The organism is Roseobacter sp. HKCCD6576-2 (genome assembly GCF_013179285.1).
Classification (GTDB): domain Bacteria; phylum Pseudomonadota; class Alphaproteobacteria; order Rhodobacterales; family Rhodobacteraceae; genus Rhodophyticola; species Rhodophyticola oceani.
The window spans coordinates 286526-305428 of sequence record NZ_WVNW01000004.1; the positions used below are offsets into that span (position 1 = coordinate 286526).

General features: G+C 59.8%; 21 protein-coding genes. 10 read left to right on the forward strand and 11 right to left on the reverse strand.

The annotated features are described in order from the left end of the window. Window positions 1-93: 93 nt before the first annotated feature. A complete protein-coding gene (locus GTF44_RS16185) occupies window positions 94-1287 on the forward strand; it encodes a hypothetical protein (RefSeq protein ID WP_171559986.1) in 1194 nt (397 codons plus the stop codon). Window positions 1288-1294: 7 nt separating this feature from the next. Here the strand turns inward: GTF44_RS16185 and GTF44_RS16190 are convergent, their stop codons facing one another. Both GTF44_RS16190 and GTF44_RS16195 read right to left on the reverse strand, forming a co-directional pair. Then, complete coding sequence (locus GTF44_RS16190) at window positions 1295-1507, reverse strand: helix-turn-helix transcriptional regulator (protein ID WP_171559985.1); 213 nt, start codon at window positions 1505-1507, stop codon at window positions 1295-1297. After that, a complete protein-coding gene (locus tag GTF44_RS16195) occupies window positions 1507-2049 on the reverse strand; it encodes a DUF2975 domain-containing protein (protein WP_171559983.1) in 543 nt (180 codons plus the stop codon). Before GTF44_RS16195 ends, GTF44_RS16190 begins: the two co-directional genes overlap by 1 nt. Window positions 2050-2118: 69 nt before the next feature. Here GTF44_RS16195 and GTF44_RS16200 point away from each other — a divergent pair, with 69 nt between their 5' ends. The 7 genes from GTF44_RS16200 (at window position 2119) to GTF44_RS16230 (ending at window position 8252) form a co-directional block, all read left to right on the forward strand. Then, a complete protein-coding gene (locus tag GTF44_RS16200) occupies window positions 2119-2643 on the forward strand; it encodes a hypothetical protein (protein WP_171559982.1) in 525 nt (174 codons plus the stop codon). Window positions 2644-2814: 171 nt separating this feature from the next. After that, window positions 2815-3243, forward strand: a complete 429-nt coding sequence (gene rsfS / locus GTF44_RS16205; RefSeq protein WP_145214056.1) for a ribosome silencing factor — start codon at window positions 2815-2817, stop codon at window positions 3241-3243. A 9-nt stretch (window positions 3244-3252) separates the two neighbouring features. Further along, window positions 3253-3723: a 23S rRNA (pseudouridine(1915)-N(3))-methyltransferase RlmH gene (rlmH, locus tag GTF44_RS16210; RefSeq protein ID WP_171559977.1), complete on the forward strand. Its 471-nt coding sequence runs from the start codon at window positions 3253-3255 to the stop codon at window positions 3721-3723. A 39-nt stretch (window positions 3724-3762) separates the two neighbouring features. Continuing rightward, a complete protein-coding gene (gene gpmI, locus GTF44_RS16215; RefSeq protein WP_171559976.1) occupies window positions 3763-5283 on the forward strand; it encodes a 2,3-bisphosphoglycerate-independent phosphoglycerate mutase in 1521 nt (506 codons plus the stop codon). Beyond that, window positions 5280-6419 carry a murein hydrolase activator EnvC gene (locus tag GTF44_RS16220; RefSeq protein ID WP_171559974.1) on the forward strand — a complete coding sequence of 380 codons (1140 nt, stop codon included), beginning with the start codon at window positions 5280-5282 and terminating at the stop codon, window positions 6417-6419. Before gpmI ends, GTF44_RS16220 begins: the two co-directional genes overlap by 4 nt. A 20-nt stretch (window positions 6420-6439) precedes the next feature. Next, a complete protein-coding gene (locus GTF44_RS16225; RefSeq protein ID WP_145214044.1) occupies window positions 6440-7765 on the forward strand; it encodes a S41 family peptidase in 1326 nt (441 codons plus the stop codon). 7 nt (window positions 7766-7772) lie between these two features. Continuing rightward, window positions 7773-8252 (forward strand): RNA pyrophosphohydrolase, encoded by a 480-nt coding sequence (locus tag GTF44_RS16230; RefSeq protein WP_171559973.1) that lies wholly within the window; start codon window positions 7773-7775, stop codon window positions 8250-8252. A 141-nt stretch (window positions 8253-8393) separates the two neighbouring features. On the opposite strand, the gene pip is transcribed toward GTF44_RS16230, so the two are convergent. Next, window positions 8394-9383 carry a prolyl aminopeptidase gene (gene pip / locus GTF44_RS16235; RefSeq protein ID WP_171559972.1) on the reverse strand — a complete coding sequence of 330 codons (990 nt, stop codon included), beginning with the start codon at window positions 9381-9383 and terminating at the stop codon, window positions 8394-8396. Between the two features lie 72 nt (window positions 9384-9455). On the opposite strand from pip, the gene ubiG reads away from it, so the two are divergent. Then, window positions 9456-10202: a bifunctional 2-polyprenyl-6-hydroxyphenol methylase/3-demethylubiquinol 3-O-methyltransferase UbiG gene (gene ubiG, locus GTF44_RS16240; RefSeq protein ID WP_171559971.1), complete on the forward strand. Its 747-nt coding sequence runs from the start codon at window positions 9456-9458 to the stop codon at window positions 10200-10202. A 914-nt stretch (window positions 10203-11116) separates the two neighbouring features. Here the strand turns inward: ubiG and GTF44_RS16245 are convergent. The 8 genes from GTF44_RS16245 to GTF44_RS16280 form a co-directional block, all read right to left on the reverse strand. After that, on the reverse strand, window positions 11117-11959 hold the full coding sequence (locus GTF44_RS16245; protein WP_171559970.1) for a fumarylacetoacetate hydrolase family protein: 843 nt from the start codon (window positions 11957-11959) through the stop codon (window positions 11117-11119). Window positions 11960-11968: 9 nt separating this feature from the next. Then, window positions 11969-12706, reverse strand: coding sequence for an SDR family oxidoreductase (locus GTF44_RS16250; RefSeq protein WP_171559969.1), 738 nt, complete (start codon window positions 12704-12706; stop codon window positions 11969-11971). Beyond that, window positions 12703-13530: an amidohydrolase gene (locus GTF44_RS16255; RefSeq protein WP_171559967.1), complete on the reverse strand. Its 828-nt coding sequence runs from the start codon at window positions 13528-13530 to the stop codon at window positions 12703-12705. Before GTF44_RS16255 ends, GTF44_RS16250 begins: the two co-directional genes overlap by 4 nt. After that, window positions 13530-13862 carry an L-rhamnose mutarotase gene (locus GTF44_RS16260; RefSeq protein WP_171559966.1) on the reverse strand — a complete coding sequence of 111 codons (333 nt, stop codon included), beginning with the start codon at window positions 13860-13862 and terminating at the stop codon, window positions 13530-13532. Before GTF44_RS16260 ends, GTF44_RS16255 begins: the two co-directional genes overlap by 1 nt. Further along, window positions 13859-14680, reverse strand: a complete 822-nt coding sequence (locus GTF44_RS16265) for a carbohydrate ABC transporter permease (RefSeq protein ID WP_171559964.1) — start codon at window positions 14678-14680, stop codon at window positions 13859-13861. The genes GTF44_RS16260 and GTF44_RS16265 overlap by 4 nt, the downstream gene beginning before the upstream one ends. A gap of 10 nt (window positions 14681-14690) precedes the next feature. Further along, window positions 14691-15611 (reverse strand): carbohydrate ABC transporter permease, encoded by a 921-nt coding sequence (locus GTF44_RS16270; protein WP_171559962.1) that lies wholly within the window; start codon window positions 15609-15611, stop codon window positions 14691-14693. Between the two features lie 61 nt (window positions 15612-15672). Then, window positions 15673-16932: an ABC transporter substrate-binding protein gene (locus GTF44_RS16275; protein WP_171559961.1), complete on the reverse strand. Its 1260-nt coding sequence runs from the start codon at window positions 16930-16932 to the stop codon at window positions 15673-15675. Window positions 16933-16963: 31 nt separating this feature from the next. Continuing rightward, window positions 16964-18106 carry a mandelate racemase/muconate lactonizing enzyme family protein gene (locus tag GTF44_RS16280; protein ID WP_171561168.1) on the reverse strand — a complete coding sequence of 381 codons (1143 nt, stop codon included), beginning with the start codon at window positions 18104-18106 and terminating at the stop codon, window positions 16964-16966. A 164-nt stretch (window positions 18107-18270) separates the two neighbouring features. On the opposite strand from GTF44_RS16280, the gene GTF44_RS16285 reads away from it, so the two are divergent. Continuing rightward, on the forward strand, window positions 18271-18903 hold the full coding sequence (locus GTF44_RS16285) for a GntR family transcriptional regulator (protein ID WP_171559957.1): 633 nt from the start codon (window positions 18271-18273) through the stop codon (window positions 18901-18903).

Sequence of the window (18903 nt, forward strand, 5' to 3'; positions counted from 1 at the left end):
CGGATCGTCAAATAGGCTGCGACAGCGTGTCTGTTGTATCCAAGGCCGGTTTACTCATATACTTTGCAGTGTCAAATATAAGGAGTGTCAATCATGACTCTCGCGTCCACACGCTATTCGCCGCTCTACTTCCTCGCCTCGCTCGGCGCGGGCGGTCTGACGGTGACCTTTTTCATGTGGCTGATGTTCTGGGTGCCGCATCCAGATCAGCCGGTGCCAATCTTCGAAAACAACCTTGCACTGATGACCCAAGGCACGCTCCTGCAACAAGCCATGGTGCTTGGCGCAATGGCGGGGATCGCGATTTTCGCCTTCTTCAATGTCAAACTCCTGATCTGGAACTTACGGCAATTCGCAGATTTCCGGCAGTCCGAGGGCTACGCGGCCTTCGCTGCCTCCAATGCGGGAAGTCAGATCCTCGCCATGCCGCTTGCCTTGGCAATGACCGTCAATGTCGGCTTCATCTTGGGCCTGACCTTCGTGCCCGGCCTCTGGAACGTTGTGGAATATCTGTTCCCGTTGGCTCTGATTGCATTCTTGGCGATCGGTGTCCTCGCGCTCCGGATGTTAGGCGGCTTCATTGGCGCACGTCTGGCCCAGGGCGGGTTTAGCTGCGAGGCGAATAACTCCTTCGCGCAGATGCTGCCCGCCTTCGCGCTGTCCATGGTTGCCGTCGGCCTGGCGGCCCCCTCGGCCATGTCCGGCAATGCCACCGTCGCAGGCGTCAGCATCATCGCCTCCAGCTTCTTCATGATCGCGGCGGTCCTAATCGCGCTTGTTGCAGGCGTTCTTGGCCTCCGCTCGATGATGGAGAATGGGGTGAATACTGAAGCGGCACCGACGCTCATGGTGGTGATCCCGCTGATGACCGTGATCGGCATCGCGATGTTGCGGATTAATCACGGGCTGCATGTGCATTTCGATGTTCATGGCGGTGCCGGCGAAACCCTGATGATGTTGACCCGGCTCTTATCGGTCGAGGTGCTCTTTGCACTCTTCGGCGTGATGGTGCTCTCGCGCGTCGGCTATGCAGCGCAGTTCCTCTCGGGCACAGCAGCGTCGGCCGGGTCTTACGCGCTGGTCTGCCCTGGCGTCGCCCTTTCGGTTCTGACCCATTTCTGGCTCAACAAGGGCCTGGTCGCCGCTGGTCTTGTCGCCCAATTTGGTGTCGCCTATTGGGCCATCTCGGGCATCGCCATCGCATTGCAATTGGGGATGATCTTGTTGGTCTGGCAGTTGGGCCGGAAACATTTCACCACTCTCGCGAGCCCGACCGTCCCCGCCTAAGGGCCTCTCAATCGCTTAGCGGGGCGGCCTCAAGCAGGTCGCCCGGCTGACACTCCAAGACCTCGCAAATCTTGGCCAAGGTCTCAAAGCGGATGCCTTTGACCTTGCCACTTTTCAGCAAGCTCAGATTCTGCTCGGTGATGCCGATCTCCGCCGCCAGATCGCGGCCCTTCATCTTCCGAAGCGCCATCATCACATCTAGCCGGACGATGATCTCCATCAGACAAACCCCCGATTCTCTTCGGCAACCTGTACCGCCTCGCGCATCACCCACCCGATGACAACGATCAATCCGCCTGCCAAGAAGAACCCGATATCGCCATCGGTGAAGGTGAAGGCAAGTGTGCGCGTCCCGACCTCATTCGCCATCGTCAAGAGCAGCACAATGACGGTGTTCGACAAGAAGCCGATGATGCCCACGGCCAGCAGGCCTTGACCGATCCGCAAGATCTGATCGGCACAGCGGGCGCTTAGCGTTTCGCCGGATTTATAGAACCCGAACAAGGTGCGCATGTGCCAAAGGATATACGCCACAATAACAACCGAGACCATTTCGATGGCCAGAATGGTGAGATAGAGACCGGTGCTGATCACGTCTGGCAGAATATAGTCGGAATAGGTGTCGCGAACATCGTCGATGCCCATCTCGCCGATGGCAAAGGCGACGATCAGAATCACCGGAAGCATGAGTAAGCCAAAGCTGGTGGCCAGATGAAGGAGCCGCGCCACTTTGATGATGCGGCCCAATTCTCGTTTCGTCATTTCTTCTTTCCTTTCGAGATTTACTTACTGTAATACAGTAAATAATGATTCTTGTAAGAGGAAAATTCAATGCATCCAAAACATCTCTCCATTGCCGCCATCGCGGCCTTATCCATCTTATTAAGCACCACCCTGGCGCGCCCCGACACAACGGACCCGCTCACAGCCGACCCGCGCGGTATCGCGGCCCTCGTGACGCTGCCTGATGGCGTTGCCTTGCCCGAAGATGGGGCCGTTATGACGCTCTCTGCGGTCAACACCGCAACTGAGGCGGTCTCGCGCGAGCAATATGTTCTGATTCCCTCGGAAAACGGCGACCTCTATGTCCTGTCACGTGGAGATCAGGCCCGCCTCTCCGAGCAACAGGGGATGATCTTGGGCTGGATGGCGCAAGAGATTGACGTCGATGGGACATTCAATTTCGTGATCGATCCGTGCCAGGTCGGCGACGGGCCAGACCGCCAGGCCCGGGTGTCCGTCCAGTTGCGCGCAGATACCGAAGGCCCCTTCCTGCCGGTGATCGACGATATGCGTCTTCGCAGGATCTTGGATCACGATCTGGACGAGATGCCGGTCTGCCCCCAGGCCGGCTGAGAGAGAGCCCCACTCTCTCTCCTTGAGCGGGTCGCGGCACGTCCACCAGACGGCGCTCGTGCCCTTTGCGCCACCGTGACCCGCTCAATTTTTGCGGAACCGTTGAGATCGCCCTAGGCCGATGTTATCTTGGACACAGGCTCGGCGCCGGGGCCTTTGACGGCGCGCAATATGGAGGACAGAGTCCTGACTGGACCAACCCTTGCGGCATCTAACAGAGCCGCACCTGCGGCGCCCAAGGCGCCTCTGCAAGACCTGACAAGCGAAGAGCTTCTTCAGCGTATTCTTGCCTCTCTCGACGATGACAAAGCCGAAGACGTTGTGCAGATCGACCTGCGCGGCAAGTCGTCCATGGCCGATTACATGGTGATCGCCACCGGGCGCTCGACACGGCAAGTCTCGGCCATCTCCGAAAAACTGGTGGATCGGTTGAAAACCGTCACCGGGCGGCGGTGCAAGATGGAGGGCAAGGACGCCGGCGATTGGGTGCTGATCGATGCGGGCGACATCATCGTCCATGTCTTCCGCCCCGAAGTGCGGGAGTTCTATCAGCTTGAAAAGATGTGGATGCCCGCTGACGGCACAACCGCACCGCAATAAGCGCGGCACATGCGGGTACATCTTTGCGTCGTGGGCCGGCTTCGGGCCGGTCCGGAACGCGATTTGATTGACGATTATCTGACACGGTTTGATCGGACCGGGCGGGCGCTCGGCCTTGGCCCCGCACGCGTCGTTGAAGTGGAGGACAAGAAGGGCGGTGGCCAAGTTGCCGAGGCTGCGTTGCTGCAGAAAGCCATCCCAGAGGGCGCCGCGATATGGGCGCTTGATGAACGCGGACGCATGCTCAGCTCCCCCGATCTTGCCACACAATTGTCTGGGCTGCGAGATCAGGGCCGCGGCGATTTGGCCTTTGTAATCGGCGGCGCGGATGGCCTCACGCCGAGCTTCCGCGACCAAGCCGACAAGGCCATCTCCTTCGGCCCGATGGTCTGGCCGCATATGCTCGCCCGCGTCATGCTCGCCGAACAACTCTACCGCGCCGCCTCAATTCTCGCCGGAAGCCCATATCATCGGGTCTGATCCTTGCCCCGGCCTGGGGCCTTGCGTAGAACCACGGATATGAGCAGTCCAAAACCCGTTGTCCTTTGTATTCTCGATGGCTGGGGCCTGAACCCCTCACCAGAGGCCAATGCCCCGCATCTGGCCGCAACGCCGCATTTCGACCGGCTGATGGCGACCTGCCCGAACGCGACCTTGGTCACTCATGGTCCCGATGTCGGCCTGCCCACCGGGCAGATGGGCAATTCCGAGGTTGGGCATACGAATATCGGCGCGGGTCGGATTGTGGCGATGGATCTCGGCATGATCGATCTGGCCATCGAAGACGGCAGTTTCTTTGAGAACGCCGCGCTTCTGGCCTTCATCAACGATCTGAAGACCTCCGGCGGCACCGCGCATTTGATGGGCGTGGTCTCCGATGGTGGGGTGCACGGGCATCTGACCCATATCCTCGCGGCGGCCAAGGCCGTGACCGAGGCGGGTGTCCCGCTGATGATCCATGCGATTACCGATGGGCGCGACGTGCCGCCAAGTTCCGCTGACACATTCATCGAAACCCTGGTCAACATGCTTCCCGTGACGGCGCCCATTGGCACGATCATCGGGCGCTATTACGCGATGGACCGTGATAATCGGTGGGATCGGGTCGAGCAGGCCTATGACGCCATAATCAAAGGCCAAGGCGCGATGACGGCGGACACCCCGGTCGATGCGATTGCAGACGCCTATGCCCGGGGCGAAACCGATGAGTTCATTCTGCCCACCGTCCTGGGCGGCTATCAGGGCGTCAAAGACGGCGATGGCGTCTTCTGTCTCAATTTCCGTGCCGACCGGGCGCGGGAGATTCTCCGCGCGATCGGCGAACCGGGGTTCGCGGAGTTTACGACCGGCCCTCGACCCAAGCTCGCGGCGTTCCTTGGCATGGTCGATTATTCGACCGAGCACACCGCTTATATGACCACCGCCTATCCGAAACAGAAGCTGACCAACACGCTCGGCGAATGGGTCGCAAAACACGGGCTGCGGCAGTTCCGCCTGGCAGAAACCGAGAAATACCCGCATGTGACTTTCTTCCTGAACGGCGGCAAAGAAGCCCCGGAAGAGGGGGAAGATCGTTACATGCCGAAATCGCCCAAAGTCGCGACCTATGACTTGCAGCCCGAAATGTCTGCACCTGAGGTTAGCGACAAATTCGTCGAGGCGATTGAGGCGGGATATGACCTGATCGTCGTCAACTATGCCAACCCCGATATGGTGGGCCATACCGGCGATTTGCAGGCCGCGATGAAAGCTTGCGAGGCTGTTGATACAGGGCTTGGTCGTGCCTTGGTGGCGTTGGAAAAGGCCGGCGGCGCGATGATCGTCACCGCCGATCACGGCAATTGCGAAGTGATGATCGACCCGCAAACGGGTGGGCCGCACACCGCACACACCTTGAGCCCGGTGCTAGTGATTCTCGTCGGCGGGCCGGAGGGCGCCACACTGCGCCAGGGGCGTTTGGCCGATCTCGCGCCGACCCTTCTGGAGCTGATGGGGCTGGAGCAGCCGTCCGAGATGACCGGGAAAAGCCTGATCGCATGAGTGCCTGGGCCGCCCGGTTTGCCCTGATCCTCGGCCTCGCTTGGCCGAGCCTGACCCTATCGCAATCCGACCCGGCGCTGACCGCGCAACGCGCCGCGCAGATGCTGGATGCCGCCGCCACCTCGCTTGTGGAGGCCGATGGCGCCCGCGACCGGGTAGAAGCGCTCACCGAAACCGTGCGGGCCTATGAAGAGGGACTCCTGGCGCTCCGCGAAGGCATCCGCCGCGCCGCGCAACGAGAGCAAACCATTCTCGTGGTGTTCGAGGCGGAACGGGACCGTCTGGCCCGACTCTTGGGGGTGCTGCAAACCATGGAACGTGCGCCTGCGCCGCTGTTGATGCTGCACCCTTCCGGCCCGGTCGGCACCGCCCGGTCTGGCATGATCTTGTCTGATGTCAGCCCCGCCATCGCCAGAGAAGCCGCCCGGCTACAAGCGCAGCTTGAGGAAATCGCGCTCCTGCGGGCGCTGCAAGACAGCGCGCTTGAGCAGTTGAGCGGCGGGTTGATCGGCGCACAAGACGCCCGGTCGCAGCTGTCGCAAGCCATTGCCGACCGTCGTGTTCTGCCTGATCGGTTCGAGCTGAACACCGACGCCATGCTGCAATTGATGGAAAGCGTCGATTCGCTCGACAGTTTTGCCGAAAGCCTGCGCGCTCAGCCTGCTGAGACCGACCTCAGCGGCTTTGATCTCCCCGACTTCACCGATGCCCGAGGGACACTTCCGCTGCCGGTTCTGGGCCGGGTCTTGCGAGGCTTCAACGACGAAGATGCCGCCGGAATCACCCGCCCCGGCCTGGTTTTGGCGACTCAAGCCCAAGCGATGGTCACCACGCCTTGGCCCGCAACCGTGCGCTATGCCGGGCCGCTGCTCGACTACGGCACGGTCGTGATTCTTGAACCCGATGGCGATTATTTGTTGGTTTTAGCGGGTTTGGCCGATGTTTTTGTCCGTGCCGGTGAAGTCTTGTCGCCCACAGCCCCGATCGGCTTGATGGGTGGCGCGCCCGAAACCAGCGACAACGTGATTGTCACAAATGCGCAAGGTGGTGGCGGAGACCTATCAGAAACGCTTTATATAGAGCTAAGAGAAGCAAACGTGCCCGTGGACCCGACCGAGTGGTTCATCACTGAATAAGAGATGAGGAATAGGTTTCTATGAAAAGATTTGTCATGGCGGCCCTTGGTGGAACGGCAGCGGGTATCCTGCTGACAACGCAAATCGCCGGCCCGCTGATTGCCCAGGAAAACGCCAATAACGCGTCGGTCTATGAGCAGCTTGACCTGTTCGGCGATATCTTCGAGCGGATCCGCGGCAACTACGTGGAAGAGGTAGATGAGGCCGCGCTGATCGAAGCGGCGATCAACGGTATGCTGACCTCGCTCGATCCGCATTCCAGCTATCTCCCCCCCCGCGACTACGACACGATGCAGGTGCAGACCCGAGGCGAATTTGGCGGCTTGGGTATCGAAGTGACCCAGGAAGAGGGTTTCGTCCGCGTCATCACACCGATGGATGACACACCCGCGATGGAGGCTGGCGTCGAGGCCGGTGATTTCATCACCCATGTGGATGGTGAGGCGCTTCTGGGCCTGACCCTGGAACAATCCGTGGATCTGATGCGCGGGCCAGTTGGCTCGGAGATCGTGATTACGGTCGTGCGCGAAGAGGTTGACGAGCCTTTTGACATCACGATTGTCCGCGACCGCATCCGCCTGACCGCCGTGCGCACAAGGCTTGAAGGCAACACGGCGATCCTACGCGTCTCAACGTTCAACGATCAGACCTATCCAAATCTGCAAGAAGGGCTAGAAGAACTGGTGACCGAAGTGGGGGGCTTGGAAAATCTCGACGGTGTCGTGCTGGACCTGCGCAACAATCCTGGTGGCCTCCTGACCCAGGCGATCCGCGTCTCTGACGCCTTCTTGGAGCAGGGCGAAATCGTCTCGACTCGCGGGCGGGAGCCGGGCGATGGCGAGCGCTTCAACGCCACACCTGGCGATCTGATCGAAGGCCGTCCCGTTGTCGTTCTGATCAATGGTGGCTCGGCCTCAGCCTCTGAGATCGTCGCGGGTGCCCTGCAAGATCACCGCCGTGCGGTCGTCGTCGGCACCAACAGCTTCGGCAAGGGCTCGGTTCAGACCGTCATGCCGCTCCAGGGCGAGGGCGCGATGCGTTTGACGACGTCGCTCTACTACACGCCGTCCGGTCGCTCGATCCAAGCACTTGGCGTCGCCCCCGACATCTTGGTTGAGCAGCGGGAGCCGGTGGAGGTGTCCGACGAAGATCAACCGCTGCGGACAGAAGCCAGCCTGCGCGGCTCGCTACAAAACTCGACCCTGACCGAGGATGAGATTCGTCAGTTGGAAGAGGAGCAGGCCGTGGCCGAAGCCACCGCCGAGTTGCGAAATCAGGATTATCAACTGGCCTATGCCATCGACATCCTGACCGGCCTGAACGCGCTCGCCCCTGGCAGCCAGTAAGCCGCCGATGACGCCGGGCGAGATCGCGGCGCTGCCCTACCGGCCTTGCGTCGGCGTTGTGTTGATCAACGCCGACGGATTGGTTTTTGCCGGTCAACGCGCCGATATGGAGACGCCCGCCTGGCAGATGCCGCAAGGCGGGGTCGATAAAGGCGAAACGCCAAAAGCGGCCGCGTTTCGCGAGCTTCTTGAGGAAACCGGCGTGGCAGCCAATCATGTGACACTTCTGGGACAGACCGCCGATTGGCTGCCTTATGATCTGCCGCCTGAGGTTGTCCCCAAACGATGGGGCGGCAAATACCGCGGCCAGAAACAGATGTGGTATCTGATGCGGCTCGACGCAGGCGACGAGGTGATCAACCTCACCTATAAAGATGTCGAATTCTCGCAGTGGCGCTGGATGACCGGCCAGGATTTGCTCAATGTGATCGTCCCGTTCAAACAGCCGATCTATGAGGCGGTTTTGACGGAGTTCGGGCTGGTTTGAGCTTCGGTGATCTTTGGCCGGTCCACCCCCGCTAAGCGCACCACTGTGCACAAGATCGTGACGCCAACCGCAGGAACATAAACTGATGAAAGTGATTTGCGGCCTAGACGGCGAGACCCGCAGATCGGCGCAGAAACACGGCTAAAGCCCGAATTTCCGACGCCGCTGTCCGACGGCTTTCATCACCCGGACCAACTCATGGCTGATCCCCGGTTCTGACAGGGCATGACCGGCGGCTTTGATCATCTGCAACCGGCCATTGTGCCACCCATTGGCCAGCATCTGCGCCGAGAGTGGCGGGCAGATCATGTCATAGCGCCCCTGCACAATAGTGCCGGGGATATGGGCGATGCGGTAGAGATCACGGAGAATCTGCCCGTCTTCCTGCAAGAAACACCGGTTTATGAAGTAGTGATTCTCCAGCCGCGCAAAGGCCCGCGCATAATCCGCCGGGCTTTCGCCACCGCCGCCATCGCTATCCATCGAGGCCAGCGCGTTTTCCCAACTGGCCCAGGCCCGGGCAAACCGTGTCTCGACCATCAAATCGCCGGAAAAGAGCCGCCGGTTATAGGCCGCGATCAGGTCGCCGCGCTCTTCCTCCGGGATCATGTTCCGAAACTTCGCCCACTGCTCGGGCCAAAACTGCCCGGCACCGCCACCATAGAACCATTTTAGCTCCCGCTCGGTGGACAGAAACACCCCACGCAGCGCCAAATAGGCCACTGATTGCGGATGGGTTTCGGCGTAAATCAACGCGAGTGTCGCCCCCCAAGACCCACCAAACACCGCCCAACGGTCGATCCCAAGGGTTTCTTGAATGCGCTCGATATCGTCGACGAGATCCCAGGTCGTGTTGGCATTGATCGCCGCATGGGGCCGCGACCGGCCACAGCCCCGTTGATCAAACAGGATGATGCGCCAATCCTCAGGGTCAAAATAACGCCGCATCGCCGGGCTACATCCGCCACCCGGCCCGCCATGCAGCACCACAACCGGCGCCCCTTTAGGGTTGCCGCATTGTTCGACATAGATCTGATGCCCGTCGCCCACGTCGAGCATCCGCTGATCATAAGGGTCGATCGGCGGAAACAGATGCGCGGCTGCGCGCTTTTGGCCAGAGAATTTGTCCATCGCCGTCCTATATAGACCTCTGTAAAAGGTCTGACATGGCCGACACAGTGCCAAGATCGGAAAGGGAAGTCCATGAGCACCGCGACGCAAACTGTCGATGCTGGCGAGATTGCTAAATTTGAGGCAATGGCGGCGGAGTGGTGGGACCCCCATGGCAAGTTCAAACCGCTGCATATGCTGAACCCGACGCGGCTGGACTATATCACGACGCAGATCGCCGCCGAATTTGGGCGTGACCTAAAGACCGACATGCCCTTCGCCGGTTTGCGGATTCTCGATATCGGCTGCGGCGGCGGGCTGTTGTCGGAACCCATGGCGCGACTCGGCGCCGAGGTGGTCGGCGCCGATGCCGCCGAGCGCAACATTCCCGTCGCGCAGGTCCACGCAGAACAATCCGGCCTCGACATCGACTACCGCCATACGACTGCAGAGGCCCTGGCCGAAGCTGGAGAGCAGTTCCACGTGGTTCTCAACATGGAAGTGGTCGAACATGTCGCCGACCCGCAGGGTTATCTGACCGCCTGCCAGCAGCTCCTGAAACCCGGCGGGCTGATGATCTGCTCCACCATCAACCGAAACCCCAAAAGTTTCGCGATGGCGATTGTCGGCGCGGAATATGTGATGCGCTGGCTGCCGAAAGGCACCCATGAGTGGCAGAAATTCATCACGCCCGATGAGCTTTTTGGTCTCATCGCGAACGCAGGCCTCACGCCCGTGGACCGCAAAGGCTTCGTCTTCAACCCAATCGCCTGGACCTGGAGCCTCTCCGACCGCGATCTGAGCGTGAACTATGTGACGGCCAGCACGAAGCCGGCTTGAGAGCCGATTTACTGGGCGAGGCCGTCGCAAGGATGAACCCAAAAGGACCATCTTGATAGGCGGTTCGACAATCTCGGACGGAAATCCCAGAATACCATTCGAAGGTCGGAACGTCTCTTAGGACCTCTGTTCGGCCGGTTATCGTGCCGACATCTGTGAACTGCCGGTACCCATTGGATGTCACGACGAAGAGCAATTGGTTGCCGACATGATCGAACTGGCTCGGCATACCGACGCTACGGTTATCGTCGGTTTGCAGCCTTGTTAAGAAATGCCGGATGGTAAGCAAATGACAAGCATCGCACGCCCATGGCAGAGAGACGTGGTCAAACTGCCAATGAAACGACTAAGAAAGGGCGGCTTTGGCCACATAACAGATCATGTGACCGGCCACGCCCAGAATATCGCGACCGCGTCTGGTGCTATGGCTTCCTAGATTGCGGAACCGACGATGGTAAGGTGCTCCGTATGCTCAACGTCATAGATGCATATAGCATGGGTTGCCTGGCTGTCCCGGTGAATCGCAAGCTGACGTCAGGCAGTGTGATCGATACCTTGAAAGACTTGTTCATCTTGCGAGCCGGCCTTCATTCCTTCGGTCTGACAGAGGGTCTAAGTTCGTTGCCTGACTAAGCATGGATCAAAACCTAGGCGTCATCGCGCCGGTAGCCCCTCGGAGAATGAGCATTGCCAGAGCTTCAATGTCCGGCTCCCAGAAGAGTTTCTCAACGGTGGAACCTTTTACAGCCTGCACGAGTCGTAAATCCTGATCTATGGACAAAGGAAACACTACAATGCCGTCAGGCTAAACCGCACTCGAGGATAGTGTCCGCCAGCCCTGGAAACCATCATCTCGATGGATCAAGGGCTGGCCATGCTCTAACAATCAAATTGAACCACTAGGGTGGGGATGATCAGCCCGCAACAACCCTTTGACGCTGTACGCCCAGGCCTCTGATGCCCAACACCATGCTGTCGCCGGTCTGGAGGTATTGCTCAGGCTTTTGCCCCATGCCCACACCCGGTGGCGTGCCGGTCGAGATCACATCGCCTGGCTGCAGGCTCATGAACTGCGACAGGTGAGACACAACGGTCGCCACGCCGAAGTGCATGGTGCGGGTCGACCCATCCTGAAAGCGCGTACCATTCACCTCGAGATACATCGGCAGGTCCTGCGGATCGGTCACCTCATCGCGGGTCACCAACCAGGGGCCGATCGGGCCGAACGTGTCGGCGGATTTTCCCTTTACCCATTGGCCGGAGCGATGCAGCTGAAAATCCCGCTCGCTCAGGTCATTAACCACACAATAGCCCGCGACATGATCCAGCGCCTCGGCTTCGGAGATGTATTTGGCGGGCTTGCCTATCACAACGCCCAGTTCGACCTCCCAATCGGTTTTGACCGACCCGCGGGGGATTTCGACATCATCGTTTGGGCCGACAATGGCCGACGTCGCTTTGAAGAAGATCACCGGCTCTTCAGGCAATGCCATACCTGCCTCCGCCGCATGATCGGCGTAGTTCAGGCCGATGCAAATGAACTTGCCCACGTGCCCCACGCAGGGCCCGATACGGGCATCGCTCGGCAGGGCGGGCAGACTTTCGGGGTCAAGCTGACGCAGCCGGGCAAGGCTCTCGTCGCTCAGCGCATCCCCCGACACATCGTCGATATGGGCCGAAAGATCTCGCGGCATGCCCGACGCATCCAGCAAGGCCGGTTTTTCTTGGCCCGCTGGGCCAACACGTAGCAGTTTCATGGTATCTCCTTAAACGTTGGACCAGCCACCATCGATGACATGGGCAACTCCGGTCGTATATGCGCTCTCGTCGGAGGCCAGATAGACTGTGAGCGCCGCAATTTCTTCGGGCGTGCCGATCCGGCCAATGGGCTGCCGGGCAACAAAATCGGCATGGGCAGCTTCGTAATTGCCGGTAGCGCGCAACCGGTCATGCAATGACGGACTGTCCACCGTGCCTGGGCAGATCGCATTGCAGCGGATGCCTTGCCCGATATGGTCCGCCGCCACGGCTTTGGTCATACCGATCACGGCGGCTTTAGTGGTGCCATAGACAAAGCGGTTTGGCGCCGCGATGACCGAAGAGGCGACCGAAGACATGTTGATGATCGATCCGCCGCCCGCCGCGATCATGCCGGGCAGGAAGGCGCGGATCATCCGGTACATCGCCGTCACATTGAGTTCGACCGAGCGTGCCCAGGCAGCCTCATCACAATCCAGGATCGTGCCGTTGTCAACGAAGCCGGCACAGTTGAAAAGAACCGAGGGCGCGGCGATTAGATCGCGGAACCCCGCAATGGCGTCGGGGTCGCAGACATCGAAAACCGCGGTCTCGATCCCATCTGCGGCCAAACTCTCCAACGCCCCGGCATTGATATCGGTGGCCAGTACCTGCGCCCCCTCCGCTGCCATTGCCAGGGCGCTGGCCCGCCCAATGCCCTGCCCCGCTGCCGTCACCAGGCAGGTCTTGCCATCTAATCGTTTCATGTTGTCTGTTCCTCGTTCAAACCGTAACAACGCGCGGCGGTGCCTCGGAAGACCTGGTCCCGCTCGTCCTGTGACATCCCGATTGCCAGCCTCTCAGACAGATCAAACCATGCCTGATAGGTCGAGGTTTCCTGCAAGACCGGAAAGTCGCTGCCCCACATCATGCGGTTCGAGCCGAAGACGCCATAAACCATATCCCAGACATGTTGATGAAACGCGTCGTCCCGGCTCTGCGCTGTGAAACCCGACATTTTGCATATGACATTGGGCAGATCGGCGAATGCGGCCAAGTCTTGGCGCCACGCCTCAACCGTCGCTGGCGTCGGTTTCGCTGCGTGGTTTATGATGATCGGCAGATCAATTTGGCATTCGGCGACAGTGGCGAGGCCGCGAAGATGATGCGGCAAGGCCAACGCTTCCAACACTAGATCGGTTTTGGCCAGCGCGGCCAACCCGTCAGCGTAAGCCTCGGTGCTCAGCCATTCTGATCCTGCTGCGACCGCTTCCATCGGGCGTAGGCCCTTGAGCCGGGGATTGCGCGCCATCTCTGTGATCACATCGCGCGCATCCGGTGCCGTCAGGTCGGCCCATCCGGTCACGCCAACGATCCAGGGATGCGCCGCCGCCTGCTCTAAAAGCCAGTCCGTCTCGGCCCATGTCGGCGCCGCCTGAACCGCTATGATGCCAGAAATTGGCAGATCCTCTTGCGCCGCCCATATATCACCAGGGAGGAAGTCGCGGTGGATGCGCGGTCGCGCAGGCGTCAGCCAGTCATAATCCCCGCGATCGAGCCTCCAGAGATGGACATGAGTGTCGATCACCATCAGCGCTCCCCTTGAAGGGGATAGATCTGCTGCAATGGAGACCAGACCGGCGCGTTTGGCGCTTCTGACAGTGGTGCCTGACAGGCTTTGGTGCAGGCCATCCAGTCGGCAAGCTCCGGCAAGGCCCGCAACCGTGCGCGGTCGGCATCCAGATCACTGCCCAGATAGTCGAAGCTGGCGATTGCATAACCCCCAAGCAAGTGCAGCCGATAGTCCGCATGCCCATGGGCCAGAAGCGCAGGCCCGACCGCAGGATCAGGGGCGCGGTGCATCGCCAGATACTCCTGCACATGACTCGGCAGGATTCGCGTGGCCATCAGATGTCGGGTCATTTGGTTGCCCCCTGCGTTAGGCCCGAGACCAGCTTCTTCTGCAAAGGCAGGAACAAGAGCAGCGTTGGCACTGTCGCGACCACGGAGCCCGCCATAACTGCCCCCCAATCGACCTGCACATCGCCGAAATACTGGTAAAGGCCCAGAGGAATGGTTTTCAGCCCATCCTCGGTGATCAGAGCCAGCGCCAACAGGTATTCCGACCAGCTTTGCAGGAAGCCGAAGGTGGCCGCCGCAACCAGACCGGGCCACATGATCGGCAAGATCACCAGGCGGATCACCTGAAACCGGTTCGCCCCATCGACAATCGCCGCTTCATCGAGCGCCTTGGGGATCGTCGTTAGATAACCCACCAGCAGGTAGATGGTGAACGGCGTGACAAAGGCCGCGTAACATAGGATCAAGCCGATATGGCTGTTGATCAGGCCGCTGCGGGCGAAAAAGATAAAGATCGGATTAACCAGGATGATCCAGGGAAAGAACTGCCCCCCCATAATCGCGCCAAAGACGAAGCCCCGCCCCGGGAAGCGGAACCGCGACAGCCCGTATGCGGCAAACAGCGAGATCGTGCAGGCGAGCACTGTCGCCGCCGCGCAGATATAGAGCGAATTGAAGACATAGACGAAATACCCATCCGACAGGATCGACAGGTAGTTATCGAGAGTGAAGCCCCCGTCGCTTGAGACCAGTGACACCGAGATATTCTGGATCGAGCCCCGGAAGACGAAGGCTGCGGGGGCCAGGAGAAACACCATGAAGAGGGTGACGGCCAGAAACATGCCACCATTTTCAATGGTTCTTGCCAGACGTTCGCGCATTGCCATTTCCTCAACCCACCTTGTCCTGCATGTCGCTCAACCCGAAGAAGCGGAAATAGAGCGCGCCGAACAGAGCCATGACCACCGCCATGACAATCCCGATGGCGGAGCTGTACCCGATCCTGAGATCTACAAAGGCACGCAGGTAAATCTCGGTCGCGAGCACATTGGTATAGGTACCGGGTCCCGCGCCCGTGGCGAGCCAGACATAGACAAAATTATTGAACGTCCAGATCACCGACATCAGCCCTAAGACGGAGATCGTCGGCATCAGGTAAGGCAGCGTGACAAAGCGGAATTGCTGCCACGTTGTGGCACCGTCAATCGCCGCGGCCTCGTCCAATTCTTCTGGGATCGTTTGCAGAGCAGCCAACAGAGAGACAGCGATCAAGGGCGTGGTGTTCCAGACAATGATTGTCACGATGGAAGGCCAAACGGTTGTCAGCTCGGCGAGAAACGCCACCGGATCGTCGATCAGACCGGTCCAGAGCAGCGCTTGATTGATCGCGCCATGGGTCGGATCAAACAGCCAGCGCCAGGCGATCACAGCGACCACCGGCGGCGTCGCCCATGGCACCAGCAGCATCAGCCGGGTGACCGTGGTCAGTTTCAGCCCCGCTACAAAACGCGAGTTCAGCAGCAACGCAAACAACAGCCCCAGAAGCAGCTTCAGCGACACGCTGATTGCGGTCAGCCAGACCACCGTGTTGAAGGCGATGTCAAAGAAGCTCGGGCTGGTCAAAAACTCGGTATAGTTCGCAAGCCCGACATTTTCGCCCCCCTGCCGCAACTGCAGCAGCGTGATGTCGGTGAAGCTCAACTCCAGATTATACAGCGTGGGATAGAGGTAGAACCCGACGAGGATCAGGAAGGTTGGAAACAGCATCCAGAAGGCATTGATCCGGTCACGGGCGGTTGGGGAGAGTGCCATCGAGGGCTCCTGTCTGCGATGAATGAGGGCCGATCAGCACGGACCGGCCCTCTATCATGGGTCAATTATCGAGCACACGCTCGATCTCTACCAGCAACTGCTCCGCCGCTTCGGTCGAGGTGACCTGACCCGACAAGGCCGAGCCAACAGACCGCGCGGTCAGGTTCCAAAGCTGCCCGACGCCCGCGCCGCTTTCGGCATAGGCACCCCAAGTGCGGGTATGGTTGGCGAGCTGATCGGCAAAGCCCAGCTCTTCGCTGCGATACTCGATCTGCGACAGCAACGTGCGCTGCGCCGGGAACTGGTTGGTGTAATAGGTCTCGAACAGGCCCGCCTCGGTCAGATACTGCAGCAATTGCCACGCCTCGGCCGGGTGATCGGTGTTGGAGTTCACCACCAAAGTGCGCCCACCCAGATGAGTCTGCGGCCCTTCGCTGCCACCCATCATCGTACCGGAGGCAAAAGGCACCTCAGCGCCCGGATTGGCCTCCTCAAAGGCCGAAAGAAGCTGACGATAGGTGTTTGTCGGCATCACCGCCATTGCCTGCGAGCCATCCAAGAGCGCTTGTAAGAGCGCCGGGTCATGTGGCACCTCAATGGCCAGAACCGAACGCGGCACAAGCTCTTCGTTGATATAGGTGCCGAAATAGTCGAGCGCAGCAGCGAGTTCCTCGACGCTGACGCCGGGCTGATATCCACCCGCGCCATCCTCTTCGACAAGTGTCAGGCCGTTGGACCACAGATAATAGTTGAACGGGAACCAGACCTGATCGGCAGCCGGGAAGGCAAAGCCAGTCTTGCCAGTCTCTGCCGCGACGGTCCGGCTGGCGGCCAGAAGCTCATCCCAGGTTTCAGGCATCGCCTCGATCCCAGCCTCGGCCAGGACGTCGGTGCGGTACACCATGGCCCATGTATCGGCAGACCAGGGCACGCCCCAGGCGCGACCGTCATACATCGTCAGGTCGGTGGCGATGAAATCGTCGAACCCATTGGCGAACTCGCCATACTGGGTCAACTCGTCGATAGGCATCACGATGCCCGCCTCGGCCATTTCCTGGGTCCAAACAAAAGCGATATGAACCACATCGGGGCCCTGCCCCACCGCACCCTCGCGCAGGAACTGTTCGCGAGAATCGCCCCAGGCAATGGTTTGAAGCTCGACTGTGATCCCCGGGTTGTCGGCCTCGAACGCGTCCAAGGCGGCGCGCATTTCCTCGCGCTCACCATCGTTAAACCGGAATGTCAGCTCGACATCCGCAAAGGCCGCGCTTGCGGCCAGTAAGGCCCCAGCCGCGGATGTAAGAGTTAGAAACTTGCGCATGATATCCTCCCTTTGATGAACAGCGCTATCGTCAGTGCACATCTGCCTGAGCAACTTTGAACCTCTTCAGGGCCTCGGGGTCGGGCACAAAGCCAATCCCCTCGCCTCCGGGCAGCTGCATTTTTCCATTGGTGACGCCCAGGTCGATCTCCCCGAGCTCGGTGCGAAGCGGGTTGGGGTTGGCATCTAGTTCGAGCGGTCCCGTACCGCCGACCGCCGCCAAGACATGGGCACTGGCCGCAAGACCAATGGCGGTGCCCATGTAGTGCATGGCACAGGTGCGCCCTGCGGCATGAATCTCACTCCCCACCGCATAGGTGCCACTGACGCCGCCCCATTTCGCAACATCGGGCTGTAGCACCGTCAACCCGCCCAAATGGGTGTAGTCTCGAAAGGCCAGCGCCGATGTAATGTTCTCGCCGGCCGCGATCGGGATCGGGCTGACGGCGGTCAGTTCAGCCCAGTGATCCTGCGGCGCATCTGCGGCGATCGGCTCTTCGATGAAGCCAAGGTCAAACTCGGCCAGCGCTGCCACCGCTTCCTTTGCCTCACTCAGACACCAGTTCTGGTTCGCATCCGCCATCACCGCCAACTGCCCTCCCGCAAGGTCGCGAAAGCGCCGCAGCAGGCTCATATCGGTTGCACGGTCAAAGCCGATCTTCAGCTTGGTCGCGACATGCCCATCGGCCAACACCTCTCCAATCGAGGCTTCAAGTCGCGACACATCCGGGGTGCTGGCATAAACGGAAATTTCGGCCTTAGGAGCGTCGGCGAGAAAAGAGGCCAAAGGCCGACTCTGGGCTCGCGCCGCGATGTCGGCCAGGGCCGTGTCGATGGCGGCAAAGCAATGGGCAAACGGGCCAGGCTCGCCAGTATGGCGGGCCATTCGACCAAGATCGCGCTCCAAAACCGGTCGACATTGATCGAAACGGTCGATCTTCCGACCCAACAACATCGGCGCGATGACATCTTCGATCAGGAACAACCGGGAAAGATTGCCCCGGGGCGGAAAGTTGCACCACGCCTCACCCCACCCCTCGACGCCATCAAGCGTCGTCAGCTTCACCAGCAACCCATTGCGCACCGGCATGGAGCCCAGTGACGATTCAGGTCCGCGAGGGGGTGTCACAGACACTGCAAACACTTGGATTCTATCAATGATAATCGGTTGCATTCACAGTCAGCCTTGATGTCGATCACTGACTGGATAATTGATTAATCAGTAATTGACAAGTGATTCATTTACCCGTTATCACTGACTGCGAACTAGTAGATCTATGAGAAATGAATAAACTCGTCGCACCTAACCCAAGACAGAAGTGACCGGACCGCAAAATCATGTCTCGCATCTCAGCCTATGAAAGTTTCCGCGACCGGCTCTTTGCCGGGGATTTGAAACCTGGTCAGTTTGTGACCCAACGCGAGCTTGCAGAGCTGGCCGGTGTCTCGCTTGGCAGCGCGCGAGAAGCGATCCAAAGGCTGGAGCACGACTCGCTTCTGAAAGTGCACCCTCAGCGCGGCATTCAGGTGGCCGATGTAACCCTGCGCTTCATCCGCGAGGCGTTTCAGCTCCGGTCTATCCTCGAACTCGCGGCTATCCCAGATTACTGCGAGTTCCATCAGGATAAGGCCGAGGCGACCCTGAGGGATACCAATGACGTGTTACAGCGCGCACAGAAGGAAGCCTCCGCCGAGGTTTTGAGTCAGGCGGTGGATGTGGATTGGCGCTTCCACGATGAGCTTGTCGGCGCGATCAACAACGAATTGGTGGAAGAAACCTATCAGATCAATGCCGTCCGCCTACGCCTGATCCGCACTAATATTCGACTGAGCGCGAAACGGGTCTTTGGCGCGCTCGAAGAACATATCGCGATTTTGGAAGCCTGCGCCCGGGGCGATGCCGAGGCCGCGCAATCGAAACTGTCCGACCACCTAAGCGTGGCGATGCAACGGGCCATGGAAGGCATTTGA